Origin of the sequence: Leuconostoc sp. UCMA20149, from assembly GCF_030400235.1 — a bacterium.
GTDB lineage: Bacteria > Bacillota > Bacilli > Lactobacillales > Lactobacillaceae > Leuconostoc > Leuconostoc pseudomesenteroides.
On sequence record NZ_VJYC01000002.1, the window covers coordinates 63,925 to 79,824 of the forward strand.

General features: G+C 40.0%; 11 protein-coding genes. 1 reads left to right on the forward strand and 10 read right to left on the reverse strand.

Going from position 1 to position 15,900, the window contains the following annotated elements; all coding sequences use genetic code 11:
• Nucleotides 1-67: 67 nt before the first annotated feature.
• From alaS to gnd, 6 genes are all read right to left on the reverse strand, one after another.
• Nucleotides 68-2,749: an alanine--tRNA ligase gene (alaS, locus tag FF105_RS02350; RefSeq protein ID WP_010280145.1), complete on the reverse strand. Its 2,682-nt coding sequence runs from the start codon at nucleotides 2,747-2,749 to the stop codon at nucleotides 68-70.
• A 249-nt stretch (nucleotides 2,750-2,998) separates the two neighbouring features.
• Complete coding sequence (locus FF105_RS02355) at nucleotides 2,999-4,333, reverse strand: aspartate aminotransferase family protein (protein WP_010280143.1); 1,335 nt, start codon at nucleotides 4,331-4,333, stop codon at nucleotides 2,999-3,001.
• A 64-nt stretch (nucleotides 4,334-4,397) separates the two neighbouring features.
• The gene (locus tag FF105_RS02360; protein ID WP_010280140.1) at nucleotides 4,398-5,828 is read right to left on the reverse strand and encodes an APC family permease; all 1,431 of its coding nucleotides are present in this window, start codon (nucleotides 5,826-5,828) and stop codon (nucleotides 4,398-4,400) included.
• A 164-nt stretch (nucleotides 5,829-5,992) separates the two neighbouring features.
• Nucleotides 5,993-7,375: a gluconate:H+ symporter gene (locus FF105_RS02365; RefSeq protein ID WP_031941045.1), complete on the reverse strand. Its 1,383-nt coding sequence runs from the start codon at nucleotides 7,373-7,375 to the stop codon at nucleotides 5,993-5,995.
• Between the two features lie 106 nt (nucleotides 7,376-7,481).
• Nucleotides 7,482-9,020 carry a gluconokinase gene (gntK, locus tag FF105_RS02370; RefSeq protein WP_010280134.1) on the reverse strand — a complete coding sequence of 513 codons (1,539 nt, stop codon included), beginning with the start codon at nucleotides 9,018-9,020 and terminating at the stop codon, nucleotides 7,482-7,484.
• Between the two features lie 114 nt (nucleotides 9,021-9,134).
• Nucleotides 9,135-10,043 carry a phosphogluconate dehydrogenase (NAD(+)-dependent, decarboxylating) gene (gene gnd, locus FF105_RS02375; RefSeq protein ID WP_147651282.1) on the reverse strand — a complete coding sequence of 303 codons (909 nt, stop codon included), beginning with the start codon at nucleotides 10,041-10,043 and terminating at the stop codon, nucleotides 9,135-9,137.
• 131 nt (nucleotides 10,044-10,174) lie between these two features.
• Between gnd and FF105_RS02380 the strand changes: the two genes are divergently transcribed.
• Nucleotides 10,175-11,026 carry a MurR/RpiR family transcriptional regulator gene (locus FF105_RS02380; RefSeq protein ID WP_139967156.1) on the forward strand — a complete coding sequence of 284 codons (852 nt, stop codon included), beginning with the start codon at nucleotides 10,175-10,177 and terminating at the stop codon, nucleotides 11,024-11,026.
• Between the two features lie 30 nt (nucleotides 11,027-11,056).
• Here FF105_RS02380 and udk read toward each other — a convergent pair whose 3' ends face one another.
• From udk to FF105_RS02400, 4 genes are all read right to left on the reverse strand, one after another.
• Nucleotides 11,057-11,683, reverse strand: a complete 627-nt coding sequence (gene udk / locus FF105_RS02385; protein WP_010285949.1) for a uridine kinase — start codon at nucleotides 11,681-11,683, stop codon at nucleotides 11,057-11,059.
• Nucleotides 11,683-12,402, reverse strand: a complete 720-nt coding sequence (gene budA, locus FF105_RS02390; RefSeq protein WP_010285948.1) for an acetolactate decarboxylase — start codon at nucleotides 12,400-12,402, stop codon at nucleotides 11,683-11,685. Before budA ends, udk begins: the two co-directional genes overlap by 1 nt.
• Nucleotides 12,403-12,486: 84 nt before the next feature.
• Nucleotides 12,487-13,839: an MFS transporter gene (locus FF105_RS02395; RefSeq protein ID WP_010285947.1), complete on the reverse strand. Its 1,353-nt coding sequence runs from the start codon at nucleotides 13,837-13,839 to the stop codon at nucleotides 12,487-12,489.
• Nucleotides 13,840-13,925: 86 nt separating this feature from the next.
• On the reverse strand, nucleotides 13,926-15,794 hold the full coding sequence (locus tag FF105_RS02400; protein ID WP_010285946.1) for an acyltransferase family protein: 1,869 nt from the start codon (nucleotides 15,792-15,794) through the stop codon (nucleotides 13,926-13,928).
• Nucleotides 15,795-15,900 lie beyond the last annotated feature (106 nt).

Consider the following 15,900-nt stretch of genomic DNA (forward strand, 5'->3'; position numbering starts at 1 on the left):
ATTAACACATTGTTACTGACTACTCACTATAATACTAAATTATTTTCTCAATTAAGTTACAAAAAAATTACTTATCAGCTAAGAAATCAGCAACAGCCGCCAGAGCGTCTATGATACCATCAGGGTTTTTACCACCGGCTTGTGCCATGTCTGGCCGACCACCACCGCCGCCACCAATCTTTGGTGCAATAAATTTAATGAGATCTCCTGCTTTGATGCCTTGCTTAATCGCTTCAGGTGAAGCAGCTACAATCAAGCTCACTTTTCCCTCTACAGCTGATGCCAAAACCAAAATATCAGAAGGTTGCTTTTCTTTCCAATTATCGGCCACTTGTCGAAGACCATCAATACCATTAACAGTCAACGCTTTTGCAATATAGCTATGATTGTTGACTATTTGAACATCGTCAAAAATCTCGCCTGCTTTAGCATTAGCTAGTTGTGCAGCAAGAGATTCATTTTGACGTTGTGTATTACGCAATTCTGCCTGCAATTCGCTCACTTTATTAGGTGTATCTATTAATTTTTGCGCTTTCAAGCCATTAGCAATTTGTTTCAATGCTTTTTCTTCAGATTGATACAATGCTAATGCTGCTAACCCTGTTACAGCTTCAATTCGGCGTACGCCAGCGCCAATTCCAGATTCGCTTACTATTTTGAAAATACCCAGCTCCGCCGTACTATTGGCGTGCGTGCCACCATCAAATTCCTTATTAAAGTCACCAATGGAAACAACTCGGACTGTTTCACCGTACTTCTCACCAAACACTGCTACAGCGCCTAGTTTTTTAGCTGACTCAATATCTGTTTCAACCCATGTAATCGGCAAGTTTTTGGCAATCTCTTGGTTGACCATTGCAGCAATATCATCCAAATCATTTTCAGAAACCGGTCCATCATGGTTGAAATCAAAACGTAAGTAGTCAGGTTCTACAAGTGAACCAGCTTGATGCACATCCCCACCTATCACATTGCGCAGTGCTTGATCAAGCATGTGGGTCGCCGTATGGTTTTTTGAAACAGCAATATGACGTGCCATGTCAACCTCAAGTGTCACACGATCGCCCAAATTAAAATCAGCTATGACTTCAACAGTATGAATATATTGTCCATTTGGCGCCGTTTGTACATCAATAACATGTCCAATGAGCTCACCAGACTGGTTAGAAACATCGCCAAAGTCAGGCACTTGACCGCCCATTTCAGCGTAAAACGGCGTAACATCGAATACGACCTGCGTGGTTTGATTGGCAACTGCACCATCTAATAACGCATCAACCCCTGCGTTATCTTGACCAATAATCGCAACAATTTCAGCATCTGATACCTTTGTTTTAGACCAGCCAACATACTTTGAATCCACTTTCAAATCAGTTAGAACAGCATTTTGAACACCCATTGACTTGTCATTGGAACGCGCTGCGCGAGCACGTTCACGCTGTGCTTGTAAAGCGTCACGATAGCCGTCAACATCAACGGTTAAGCCTGCATCAGCAGCTTGTTCTTGTGTTAATTCTAGGGGGAAACCATACGTATCAGACAGTTTGAAAGCATCTAGACCATTAATTTGATTTTGACCACTCTCTTTAGCATCAGCAATCACGCCATTCAATAACGCCAATCCACCAGCCAATGTCACATTAAAGCGTTTTTCTTCAGCGGCAATTGTTTTTTGAATTTTGGTTGTGTTTTCTGAAATCTCTGGATAATAGCTCACCATTATTTCGCCAACAACTGGGACCAGTTTAGTCAAAAATTCACCCTTAATGCCTAACTTTTGTCCGTGCAGTACAGCTCGACGAAGTAAACGACGGATAACATAGCCGCGTCCTTCGTTTGATGGCAACGCACCATCACCAATTGCAAAGGTGATGGCACGAATATGATCAGCAATCACTTTAAAACTAGTATTGCTTTCACTATCTTGACTATCATCATAAACAAAACCATCTGTTAAAACTTCTGTGGCATGGATAATAGGTAAGAAGAGATCAGTATCAAAGTTAGTTCGACCATTTTGGAAAACAGAAACGACACGTTCTAATCCCATACCTGTATCAATATTCTTATGTGGCAATTCTGGATACTGCGAATTATCCGTCAACCCTGGCAAATGATTAAACTGTGAAAACACAATATTCCAAATTTCTAGATACCGTTCATTTTCACCACCGGGATACATTTCAGGATCATTGTCTGGTAAATCTTGAAATGCTGGTCCCCGATCAAAGAAAATTTCTGAATCAGGACCTGATGGGCCCTCACCGATATCCCAAAAATTATCTTCTACTTCGTAAATATGACCATCTGGTAAATCTGTTTTTTCCTGCCAAATTTGTTTTGCTTCTTGGTCTTTCGGGTAAACAGTGACATAAAGCTTTTCTTTATCCAAACCATACCACTCTGGACTCGTTAGCAGTTCCCATGCCCACGGAATCACTTCGGCTTTAAAATAGTCACCAATTGAAAAATTACCCATCATTTCAAACAAAGTATGATGACGCGCTGTTTTACCAACATTTTCAATATCATTGGTACGGATCGCTTTTTGAGCGTTTGTAATACGTGGATTTTTAGGCACCACTGTACCATCAAAATATTTTTTTAATGTCGCAACACCTGAGTTAATCCACAATAGTGTTGGATCATCTTGTGGAATCAAATTTTTTGAGGGGACGATTTCGTGCCCCTTTGAAGCAAAAAAGTCTAAAAACATTTGACGAATTTCTGCTGAACTCAACTCTTTCATGACAAGTTTTCTCCTTAATTAATATAAAAAGACCAAGACAAAGTGCGGACGCTTTACCGTGGTACCACCGCAATTTGTAATGATCTTCGATCTTTACCTTTATAACTCATAACGCCGAGACGCGGTGATTTTTCAATCACATCTAGTTTGGGAGCACAACCTTGTAAACGTGTGTTTTCCATCAACCAACACATTTCTAATTGACAATACACAAGGCTGCATATCCAATGACAAATTAATTATATCATATCACCAACCAATATGACTATCGCTATGTGGCAATACAATTTTTCCTGCTTCTAAATCAGAAAAAGCTTGATCAATAATCGCCAACGCTTTGGTCAGTTCTTCTTTCTTAATGACTAGCGGGGGCTGAAAACGTAAAATATTGCCTCTTAAGCTAATCATAATCGCACCAAGTTCAAATATACGGTATATTAACTGATTAGTTGCATAGGTGTCTGGTAGCCCTTGATTATCAATGATATCAATGCCACCGTTTAAGCCATACATGCGAACATCACCGATAAAATGATAACGTTGCGCCGCATTTTCAAAAAATGTTTTGGCAATTTTGCCTAAGTCACGTGAACGCAAAACCAACCGTTCTTTATCTATGACGTCTAGTGTCGCCAACGCTGCTGCTGCCGTGACTGGATTGCCAGCCGTTGTATAAACGTTAGCAGGCGCTGATAAACTTGACATAATTTCTCGACGTCCCACAACTGCACTTAATGGTAAACCACTGGCAATTGATTTACCAATACTCATCAGATCAGGCACTATACCAAAATGATCAATAGACCACATTTTTCCTGTACGACCTAGTCCCTGATTGACTTCATCAACAGCAAAAACAATATTATGTTCACGCGTGAAATTATAAACTAACGTCATAAAACGTTGTGGTGCTTTAACAATACCACCATCCCCCTGAATTGGCTCGATAATGACTAACGCCACTTCATCAGCTGGCAAATAGGTTTCAAATGGCAGCATAAATTGTTTGAATAACCGATCAGAAAAATCATCATCACTTTCACCAGCTAAGCGCTGCGTTTGATCAGGATATGGCACTTTGATCACATCCGGAAGTAAAGGACCAATTTTACGCGTCATATTCAAACTCACACCTGAAATTGACATAGAGCCATAGGTTGAGCCGTGATAGGCACCAGTGAAACTAACAACATAGGACCGTCCAGTATATCCACGAGCAAACTTGATAATCGCATCGTTAGCATCAGAACCTGAATTACCAAAAGCAACCTGCTTGTCAAAATTTCCTGGTGCAATATCCGCGATACGTTTTGCCAGCTGGGCGGTTGTTGTGTTAGCAAAATAAGCCGGCGTATACTGAATTAATTTTTGTGCTTGTTGGGTAATTGCCTCAACCACTTTTGGATGTGCATGTCCTGTATTAGTTGCACTTGCACTGGCTAACAAATCAATATAGTCGCGACCATTTGCGTCTGTAATAATGGCACCACTACCATGGTCAATCACGATATCAAAATATTTAACCCGTGTGGCATCAGCTAAATATACCTTTTCTTCATTTAAAATTTCCGTATTTCTCGACATATTGAACAGCTTTCATTTGTGCTTTGTGTACAATAAAAGCCCTGAGATGTCAGGACTTTGTATATTAATTCTGAGATAATTTACTATGTTTAGCGCCATAGATGGCATAAATTACCAAACCAAGGGCAAACCAGCCAAATGCGTATATCTTAGCCTGGTTGTCTAATTCATAAAAAATGAATCCTGATCCTAAGGCGGCTAATGCTGGTAACACAGGATAAAATGGCATCTTGAAGCCAGGTTCTTGAATATCCTTGCCTTCACGCGGACGTAAGGCATAAACACCTAGTGAAACAATGATGAAGGCAATCAATGTACCAGCAGAAATCAAACCTGCCAACTCAGTGAAACTGAACACTGATCCAATCAAAATGGCAATCACCGATAATGCCAATAAGGCATTGTTGGGAAGCCCCCTATCATTAACCTTACCTAAGAAGCTAGGCAACAAACCATCACGTCCAAAAGCATACAGCAAACGTGATCCAGCAAGCATCATCCCAATGATTGCAGTGAACATACCAATCAAAGCGACAATGGACAATAGATTTGAAGTAAAGACATGCCCTGATTTCAATAATGCCCAAGCAGCAGGCGCAGCATTGTTGGCATACTTAGAATAAGGGAACATACCAACCAAAACCAAAGCAACCGTAACAAACAAAATGGTAGCAATAATTAGTGAACCGATAATGCCACGAGGCATTGTCTTTTTTGGATTTTTTGCTTCAGCAGAGTTAGCTGCAATTGAATCAAATCCAATATAAGCCAAGAATATTTGTGAGGCACCAGCGAATATGCCCGTCCAACCACCAAATTCCGTACCAGCCTTATGCGCTGGAATAAATGGTACATAGTTACTAGGATGAATTGCTGTCAAACCAACAGCAATAAAAATTAAAATGACAGCAACTTTTCCGATAACCAATACATTTTCTACACGAGCAGTTGTATTTGTACCACGCCAAAGCAAGATCGCAACAATCAACACTGCAAACAACGACGAAATATCAATTATGCCTCCGTTACCTGCAACAAATGATCCCGCTAACGCTTTCGGCAACGCTAAATGATGAGATGCTAAAAATAATTTAAAATTAGCTGACCACCCTGAGGCAACGAATGCAACAGCAATAAAATATTCAGCCAAAAGTGCCCAACCAGCTATCCATCCAAAAACCTCACCAAACACAACATTCGCCCATGAATAAGCAGAGCCGGCAAATGGCAAAGCAGAGGCAAATTCAGCATAGGCAAAAGCCGCAAGTCCAGCTACAATCGCAGCAATAACAAACGAAATTGCAACTGCCGGTCCCGCATGATTAGCTGCAACAATTCCCGGTAAAGTAAAAATGGCTGTTGAAACAATAGTTCCAATTCCCAGCGCCAACATTTCCTTGACACCCAAAGTTTTGCGCAAGTGTCGATCACTTTCCGTAAAACTTACAGGCGACGCTTTGTGAAACCAGCCTGTTTTTTTATTTAATTCCGACATATGTTTATCCCCTTCAACGCTTAAAAGTTATTATAATATATTAACATTTTCTCATCTTAGTGTCAACATTCCCATGAAAATAAAATGTAAATTTTTATATTCTTATTATCATGGGATAAACTCCCTCAAATCAAAAAAACCACCTTTTAAGGTGGTTTAGCAGTTTAAGCGAAAATAGTTGTCATAATCAAAATGACAATCAAACCTGTCACTGAAATAATTGTTTCTAGCACTGTCCAAATTTGGAACGTTTGCTTGACACTCAAGTCAAAGAATTCTTTAAAAATCCAGAAACCAGCATCATTGACGTGTGATGCAATCAATGAACCGGCACCAATTGCTAAGGCAACAAATACTGGTAGTAATGTATTACCTGGATTAGAAGCCAAAATACCTGTCACGATACCAGCAGCAGTCATACCAGCAACGGTTGCTGAACCAACTGAGACACGCAATACGGCAGCAACAGCCCAAGCAAATAGCACAACAGCGATTGGGCTCATTGAACCGCCCGCTTGGAATGTTGTAGCAATTTTGTCAGATAAACCAGACGTAACCAGCACGCCACGCAAAGCACCACCACCACCAACAATTAACAGAATACCTGCGACAGCAGACATGCCTTCATTTAGTGATTTTCCTACTTCAGTCATTGACTTTTGCTGCCAAATACCCATTGTAAAGATAGCAAATACCAAAGCAATTGTCATAGCAACCGCAGGATTAGCAGCAAATTCAACCACTTGGTCAACCATTGTTGGATTTTTAGGAGTAACACCACCAGTGTATATTAGCTTATACACGGTAGCGATAATCATAAATATTAGTGGAAATACAGAAGTCAAAACTGACAAGCCAAAGTTTGGTGTTGCTTTGAGATCATATTCTTTAACTGGTCCTACCGCTTCTATTTCAGTTTTAAATTGGAAAGCATCGGGCGCATATTTTTGAGCCAGTTTAGTAAACATTGGCCCAGCAACCACCGCAGTAATCACTGACACGACCAAACCAAAGATCAACATCATACCAATATTAGCACCCAAAGCTGAGGCAACAGCAGTTGGTGCTGGCTGTGGTGGTAAGAAACCTTGGGCAGAACTCAAAGCAGCAGTCATTGAAACACCTAAATAAAGTAATGGCACGCCAGCTTCAATAGCAACTGCGAACACAATTGGTATCAAAAGGACCATACCAACACCAAAAATCATTGAAATACCAATGATGAATGAAGCAATCAAAACAGCCCACTGCAAGCGTTTTACACCAAACCAATCAATTAATGTTTTGGCAATGCGATATGAACCACCTGCGTCGGCCACCAAACGACCAATCATTCCACCAAAGATGAAAATAACTGAGTTGGGACCAAGAATATTTCCGACACCTTGTGCACCAAGGACAGCGTCCGGAATTTGCATTGGCTTCATGCCAAGCAACAGCGCTAAAATAAACGCAGTAATAATTAGTGATACGAATGTGTTTAATTTTAATTTTGCAATCAACAATAACAAAATTAAAATGGACACGATCAACATGACGAATTCCATGTGTACATATAGGCGACTTAAAAACCGCCTTCTCCTTTTATGGTTATCAGTAAAAGCTAATACGGACAACAACATTTAACCGTACTTAAATATTTTGATTAGCTGTTTACTTAGAATGTTTTCTTTGATAATTAGCAATATTTTCATATTCTGTCTGCAATTGACGTGACAATCTGATGAAAATCGGTGCTAATTCTCGATAAGCCTCGAAATTTTCCGGATCTGGTTGGTAAGTATTAGAAGCCCCAACATACTTTTCAATTTCGTACAAATCGTCAATCTTACCAAGCGCTTTTTGAGCAACAATTACTGCTGCTAATGATCCTGATTCAAATGCCTCTGGTACAGTTACTGGTTGTTCGAAGATATCAGCGAACATTTGACGCCACAGTGGCGAACGAGCAAAACCACCAGTGGCTTGAATTGACTTCAGTCCACCAACAACCTCTTCCAAAGCCAGACTAACCATGTATACGTTGAAAGTAATACCTTCTAACACTGATCGTAGCATGTGCGCACGTGTGTGTGAATGATTGAGTCCAAAGAACGAACCACGAGCATTGGCATCCCAAATTGGTGCACGTTCGCCACCTAAGTATGGATGGAAAATCAATCCTTCTGATCCAGCTGGAATGCGCGAAGCAATTTCAGTCATCAAATCATACGCGTCTTCTCCTAGCAAAGCAGCAGTCGATTTTTCAGCGTCAAACATGTTATCGCGTGCCCAACGGAATACATCGCCACCATTATTAACAGGACCGCCAACGACCCAATGATCCTTATCTAAAGCGTACGTAAAAGTACGACCTTTAGGATCAATCACTGGCTCATCAGCAACGACGCGAATAGCACCAGATGTACCAATGGTAATAGCTGCAACACCTGGTTTAACAGCATTAACACCCAAGTTTGATAATGGCCCATCGCCAGCACCATAAACAAACGGTGTGTCTACTGGAATACCAATCACCGCGGCATATTCAGCGACCATATTTGTTTCATATTCGTATGGCTCAACCGGTTGTGGCAACTGCGATTTTGTGACACCAGTCACTGCAAGTGCCTGTTCATCCCAATCAAGATTGAAAATATTAAACAATCCCGTTCCGGAAGCAATCGAAATATCCATTTTATTGCTACCAAACAAGCGGTGGAACAAATACTCCTTGATGCCTAAATAATGCGCGGCATTTTCATAAACATCATGGTGTTCTTCTTTTAGCCACAATAACTTTGACAAAGGTGCCATTGGATGAATCGGCGTCCCTGTCTTTTTATAAATTTGAGCACCTAAACCATTAGATTTCAGTTCTTCTGTATACTTAACTGCTCGTGTATCAGCCCACGTAATAACGCGTGTCAGTGGTTTCCAGTTTTTGTCAAAAGCAATCAAAGAATGCATCGCTGAACTGAATGAAACGGCGGCAATTTTGTCACCTTCCTTTAAATCAGCAGCGCGCACGACATCAGTTAATGCTTCAATTAGGGCATCAAAAATTTCATTTAGGTCTTCTTCCGCCATATCCGGTACATCACGATACAATGGATAACCTTTATTAGCACTGGTTACAACCTGATTTTTATCGTCAAACAAAACTGCTTTAGTTGACGTTGTGCCTAAATCGACACCAATCATATATTCCATGTGTTCACCTCAAATTGCACAATTAATAATTGTTAAACGTTGAACATTATTGCATTAACACAGAAAAAGCTCCCATATTGGGAGCTTCTGTCCAAGAAAACGAACAGATTCTTATTACTTGGCAGCATCCATTGCGTGACCACCGAAGCCATTACGCAAAGCTGAAACAACCTTACCTGTAAACGTGTCATCTTGCAATGAACGGTAACGCATTGCCAAAGACAAGTAAATAACTGGTGCTGGAACATCCAAATCCAATGATTCTTGCACTGTCCACTTACCTTCACCTGAAGAATGCATACGACCAGCAATAGCATCCAAATGTGGGTCCTTGGCGAATTGCTCTTCAGCCAATTCCATCAACCATGAACGGATAACTGATCCGTGGTTCCACAACTTTGAAACAGCTTCATAGTCGTAGTCAAATTGTGAGGCTTCCAATACTTCGAATCCTTCAGCAATTGCTTGCATCATACCGTATTCGATACCGTTGTGAACCATCTTCAAATAATGACCTGATCCCAAACGACCTGTATACAAGTAACCATCTTCTTCAGCGATTGACTTGAAAAGTGGTTCAATAACTTTCCATGCTTCGGCGTCATCGCCACCAATCATGAAGTTACCACCATTACGGGCACCGTTCATACCACCTGAAGTACCGGCATCAAAGAACTTGATACCTGCAGCAGTTGTACGCTTGTTTTGTTCCAAGTTGTCTTTATAGTTAGAGTTACCACCATCAATAATGATGTCACCCTTGTCCATCTTGGCGATCAATGTATCGATAGTTGAGTTAGTTGGTACGCCTGCTGGCACCATAACCCAAACAGCCTTAGGAGATGGCAACTTTGACAACATGTCATCGATGTCTGAAGCACCTTCGATTGAAGCAGAGTAGTCAGTTGCTTCTTTAACGAAGTCAGCATTCAAATCAAACGCTACCACTTCATGACCGTTATCAACGGCGTTTTTAACCAAGTTCAAGCCCATCTTACCAAGGCCGATCATCGCAAACTTCATGTTTACATACCTCTTTATTTTTTGTGTTTTTAGTACACTTTTATTATATGAAAATAATTTACAGTTTGCAACCCTTTATTGAAAAATGTTTTCTCATCTTGTATGATTAGTATATCGGAGTACGAATGAATATGGCAAAAAACATCATTACCCAACTCAGGGTACAGCGCAAACAATATAATACGACTGAACAGAAATTAATTGATTATATTATTCATAATGTTTCACAGGCACAAGAAGCCACGATTCAGGAAATGTCTGATGGTTCTGGTGTTTCAACAGCGACTATTTCACGATTTGTCAAAAAAATTGGTTTTGATTCTTTTCGTGATTTTTCGGTTGACCTTGCCCGCATCTCTGTTCAAAAATCGCCTGTTGAATTTTTTGGGGAAATTGTTGACACAGATGACACCGTTGCCATTGCTCAAAAGGTTTTTCGCGGGGCTGAAAATGCGTTAGCAGCAACTGTCAACAACTTGACAATTGATCAACTCGAACAAGCCACGCAATGTTTGATTAGTGCACGACGGGTTGGCTTTTTCGGTATCGGCGGATCGTCAATTGTTGCTTTTAACGCCTACCATAAATTTTTACGAACACCAATTGATGTCATTGCCCATCCTGATTATGACGTTCAATTAATGCAAGCCGTTCGTCTTGATCACACAGATGTCGCTGTTGTCATTTCCCATTCCGGACGCAACAAAGATACTTTACTAATCGCTCAAAAATTGTCTGAAAACCATGTGAAAATTATTGCCATCACATCTTTTCCAGACTCACCGCTTGCTAAACTTGCAGATTTAGTGTTGTTATCCCTAGCCGAAGAAGTTAATTTTCGTAGTGAATCAATGAGTTCATTGATAGCTCAAATCACAATTATTGATACCCTGTTCACTTTGGTTGGTTCACAGTTATCGGAAGACACACAAAGTGTCGTTGATACGATGCGCGATACAATTGAAGAAACACGTGCACAATAAAAAGCGACGTTCGTAAATAAACGTCGCTTTTTATTGTGTTTTCAACATAGCTAGTATTTGGTTGGTAATCATATCAATAGCAACTTTATTTTGTCCACCCTCTGGCACAATAATGTTAGCATAACGCTTGGTTGGCTCAACAAATTGATGATACATTGGCTTCACTGTCGCAAGATATTGTTCAATAACGCCACGAACCGTGCGGCCACGTTCTTCAATATCTCGTTCCAAACGTCGCAAGAAACGAATATCATCATCAGTGTCAACGTACACTTTCAAATCAAGCAAATCACGAACTCTTTTATCATTAAACAATAAAACGCCGTCAACAATAATAACATCAGCTGGCATCACATGAATCACATCACTCGAACGTGTATGTTTCTCATAATCATAGACAGGTTTGTCAATAGCTTCTCTAGCCAACAAGCGCTCTAAGTCAGCGACAAACAAGTCCGTTTCGAATGAATCAGGGTGATCATAATTCGTTTTGATCCGCTCTTCAAATGGCTTTTCAGATTGGTCACGATAGTATGCATCTTGTTGTAATAAAATAGCACTGTTATCAGGTATACGTGCCACTAATTCGCGGCTCACAGTTGTCTTTCCTGATCCAGAACCACCGGTTACGCCAATGACTAATGGTTTTTGCGCCATTATTTTTTTCCTCCCTCACTTGCCTCAATGCCATCTTGCAATCCGGCCATGTCTTGTTTCATTGCTCTAAAATCATGATTATCAATCGGTAAGTGCTGCTCAAATTCATCAAAAATCAATAGACTGCCTACAATATCATCAGCCTCGAAATCTAACACATGGCCAGCAAATTGAAGATCATCAGCGAGGAAGTGCAAATGCCAGCCAGCCGCGGTAGCGCCACCGAAGACAGCTGGTGCATAATAACCAACGAGCGTGCCTTTAACGTCACGAGTCTCAAACTCCGGTTGGTGCTGCGCAACCGTCAAAAGACTAGGATATGGCTTTGTTTGTTTGGGTGCCACACGAACATGGACATGGGTGAAATGGCCATGTAATTTCAAAGCTGAAAAAACGTTGTCAATTTGTTTTTCTGTTAATTGCGATGATAAATTTTGATAAGTCGTTGCATTAAACGGCAATGGATAACTATTGTCTGGCTGATCAAAATGAACTGACGCAAAAGGTAATGTCGTTTTCTTGTCGGTAATATGGTTCACCGCGCCGGTACTATCTGCTTGGTAAACATCACCATTTAAAATGATTACTTCACCATCCAATCCATCTAGAGTTCCGATGCCCGTATCACCGTGCGTCAGCAATTCACCGACCGAAATCGTTCCTGCCATTTGCTTAGCCATTAATTGTGCTAAAGTACCGTGCTGATATACTGTTGTCATTTTTTGCCTCATTTCTACTAATCCTTATTTTAAGTGAATAAAAAAGGACTGTAAAGCCCTTTTATTATTTTGAACACAATTTATTTAGTTTTTAGTGTGCGGCAATCGCATCGCTAACAAAATACCAATTACTGGGACAAAGATAAACCAACCACTTGTCCGACTTAATGCTACACCAATTGCAACAATTTGACTGAAATGGGTAACTAATATCCCAACAATCACAACGCTTCCTGCTCCAATCACCTGACGCATGGTCGTAATAACCGCTGTGCCATGACTAACAAGTTCTTTTGGCAAAACATTATTTGCCGCAGTCACAGCTGGCATCATGATAAAGGCGTTACCCCCTTCAAGTAGAATAGCTGCCACTAGACCAATAAACCAAGATTGCGTCCCTAATTGGTTTAATAAGAAATAACCAATGATCATCATTACCATGCCAATGTAGACAAGATTTTTCAATCCTATGCGCGTTAATAAATAACCCGCTCTTGGGTTTAATTGGCTGAGCACAACGGCTGCTGGTACCATAAGCAGGCCGGACCATAGTGGCGTGATATGAAAAACGCGCTGATAAAATAGTGGCATCAATACCGTAGCTGTAATCAACCCTGAATAAGATAATCCTGTCAAAATCATAGCTGGCGCAAAACCACGATACTTAAATACTGATAAATTAAGAAATGGTTGTTGATGACTAATTTGACGTATAACAAAAACCACTAATAAAGCGACGCTTATGATAACAATAAGCCACCATGTTATCGTTAATTTCGTATTAGAAATAGTTGACAGACTGTATAGTAACCCACCGAAACCAATTAACGTTATCGCCGATACCCAATCAAATTTTGAATGATGAATGGTATGCGTATTTTCAATTAGCGGTTGCAAACTCACGATAAGCACAATTAAGGTTACAAGAAATAATCCAAATAACGCCCGCCACGAAACATACTGCAAAACAATACCAGAAATAATTGGTCCTACTGCCAGAGCAGATCCCATCACCAAACCAACCACTCCCATAGTGATCCCACGATCCGATTTCGCTGTATTTTCAATGATGACACTTTGAAAAGTAGGAAAAAGTGCACCGACAGCTATGCCTTCCAGCAATCGGCCAACAATGATACCGGCAAAAGAGGGTGTGAGCATGGCGATCGCTGTGCCAATCACAAATACTGTAACAATACCATTCAACAGTGGCTTCAATAAAATGTTATCTAGCAACCATGGACTGAGCGGCATCACCAAGGTCATGGCGACCATAAAACCGGTTGTTAACCACTGTACAGTACTTGCATCAACATGAAAACTAGCCATTAAAATTGGATAAGTCGTTGTCATCGTTGACTGGCTAATTGACATAATAAACGCGATGGCTAACAGCACAGCTGAAAAAGGTGTGAGTTGCCTGATATTTTTAAACATGAAATCCCCCTAAATACGTTATTTATAATCATTCTAATCTTTTACATTATTTTTTTCAAGTTACAAAAAAAACATCCCTCGATGTTTTATTTAATGTGATTCACTTCAGCTGTCTTTTCTACCAACAAACGAACGTAGTTACGATCCCCAGTTGGTCCTTGGTGCACACCATCATCTGCGAACCAATCAATATGCTGTTTTGCCAGACTAAACCAATCAATCACGTGCAAATTCTTATAGTCTTTCTGTGCAGCAGCAAGCATATCATTATTACTATTTTGCCATGGCTTACTTTGAACAAAATTGTTCATCCAATACACCTGTCGTTTAGCACCAAAAGTGCGCATCATGCGATCTAAATCAGGTCTTTTAACTTCACCGTTCGTCCCCAATCCCATTAAAATATTAGGGGCAAGTTTGCCACTGTGAGCCATACCGTCAATAATATCTGGCGTTTGATAAGCTTGACGCCCAACTTCTGCGTCAACATGCATGTTTGGATCAACCTCTTGCAAATAAGGTGCAGCATCTAGCATGACTGAATCACCTATCGCTGTAAATTGCATATTTTTAAAAGCTAAATAGGCGTTTGTTTGTAATCCATAATCAGTGACAATCTTTTGATCTGCTTCAGACAGCTTAGCATTTTTTGTTGCACTTTGAGCAGAGGAGGATGAAGCCGCCTTTTCAGCAATTTTATTACGTTTTGCAACTTCTGCCTGATTTTTGGTTAATTGTTTTTGCAATCGTGTTTTAGGCTGAGGTAAAGCAGCTTTTTTATCTGCTAGTCCATGACCGACAAACAATAGCAAAAGTAGTGCTGGTGTTATAAAAAGGAAAAAACGGTTACGTGAATGCATTAGCCAGTGCCAAAACTGATGTAACTTACCATCACGACGTATGACATTTTCAATATATCGATAGCTTAACTCGCTTAATACCAAAACTAATATAACTTCTATTACTAAATTAACAAACGTTGGCTTGTAATTTGAAACAAATTTTTCGTAAAAAACAAAAACGGGCAATTGATAAAGATAGATACTATAAGAGCGTGTACCAAGATAATTCAATACCTTATTATCAAGCAAACGACTGTACCATGAAGCCGGATGGGCCGTGATAGCAACTAATATCGCAACATCAACCGTAAATAAATACATTAAACCATAATAAGTTGCAGTAAATTGCCCATTCACCCATATCATTCCAGCAATTAAAATAACTAAAGCAGCTGTCCCAATACTGTTTAAATACAGCCGCGATTTGTCTTCAATTTTTGCTGACAACTTATTGGATGGCCAAACAAAAGCCAAGGCGGTGCCTAACAATATTGCAAAAACACGCGTATCTGTACCATAATAAACCCGATTGATGTTAGCTGGTGAGTATAAAATTGCCATTAATAACGCGCTAACAAATGAAACGCCTAATAACCCGAGCGCAACGTTCAACCGCTTATATCCCTTTTTGAGAATAAACCAAACCACAAAAGGCCAAACAAGATAGAATTGGCCCTCAATCGACAAGGACCATAAATGAGTGAATGGTGATTCACCACCAAATTGTTGAAAATAGGATTGTCCGTGCCCAATCGCCCAAAAATTATAGACATAGGTCAAATTAGTTAAAATAACCTGTCGTAAATTATAAATTAGTCGCTGATCAAAAGCTAAAATAACGATTGTCGTCATCAAAAGCATCATAACTAGCGCTGGATAAAGCCGTTTTAATCGGCGTATGTAAAATTTGACTGCTGCAATAGTAGCGGTTTTATCATATTCTTGAATCAAAATATCTGTAATCAAATAACCAGAAATAACAAAAAAAAGCGGTACACCTAGCCACCCACCAACAATTTTAGTTGGCAATAAATGAAATAAAATGACACCGCACACAGCCAGTGCACGTAACCCATCAAATCCAGTAATATAACGTCTCTTTTGATTATTCATGAGATCATAACCGTCAATTCCCACCCAGTAAAGATTTTGTCAATATTTTACATTTGGATGTAAAATAAAAAGCAAACCATCTATTATAGTTTACTTTCATTAATAT

What these genes read in the sequence shown, in the direction of transcription:
- FF105_RS02395 (WP_010285947.1), bottom strand. Translation starts at nt 13,839, where the DNA reads ATGTTTAAAAATATCAGGCAACTCACACCTTTTTCAGCTGTGCTGTTA.
- gnd (WP_147651282.1), bottom strand. Translation starts at nt 10,043, where the DNA reads ATGAAGTTTGCGATGATCGGCCTTGGTAAGATGGGCTTGAACTTGGTT.
- alaS (WP_010280145.1), bottom strand. Translation starts at nt 2,749, where the DNA reads ATGAAAGAGTTGAGTTCAGCAGAAATTCGTCAAATGTTTTTAGACTTT.
- budA (WP_010285948.1), bottom strand. Translation starts at nt 12,402, where the DNA reads ATGACAACAGTATATCAGCACGGTACTTTAGCACAATTAATGGCTAAG.
- FF105_RS02355 (WP_010280143.1), bottom strand. Translation starts at nt 4,333, where the DNA reads ATGTCGAGAAATACGGAAATTTTAAATGAAGAAAAGGTATATTTAGCT.
- gntK (WP_010280134.1), bottom strand. Translation starts at nt 9,020, where the DNA reads ATGGAATATATGATTGGTGTCGATTTAGGCACAACGTCAACTAAAGCA.
- FF105_RS02360 (WP_010280140.1), bottom strand. Translation starts at nt 5,828, where the DNA reads ATGTCGGAATTAAATAAAAAAACAGGCTGGTTTCACAAAGCGTCGCCT.
- FF105_RS02380 (WP_139967156.1), top strand. Translation starts at nt 10,175, where the DNA reads ATGGCAAAAAACATCATTACCCAACTCAGGGTACAGCGCAAACAATAT.
- FF105_RS02365 (WP_031941045.1), bottom strand. Translation starts at nt 7,375, where the DNA reads ATGGAATTCGTCATGTTGATCGTGTCCATTTTAATTTTGTTATTGTTG.
- udk (WP_010285949.1), bottom strand. Translation starts at nt 11,683, where the DNA reads ATGGCGCAAAAACCATTAGTCATTGGCGTAACCGGTGGTTCTGGATCA.
- FF105_RS02400 (WP_010285946.1), bottom strand. Translation starts at nt 15,794, where the DNA reads ATGAATAATCAAAAGAGACGTTATATTACTGGATTTGATGGGTTACGT.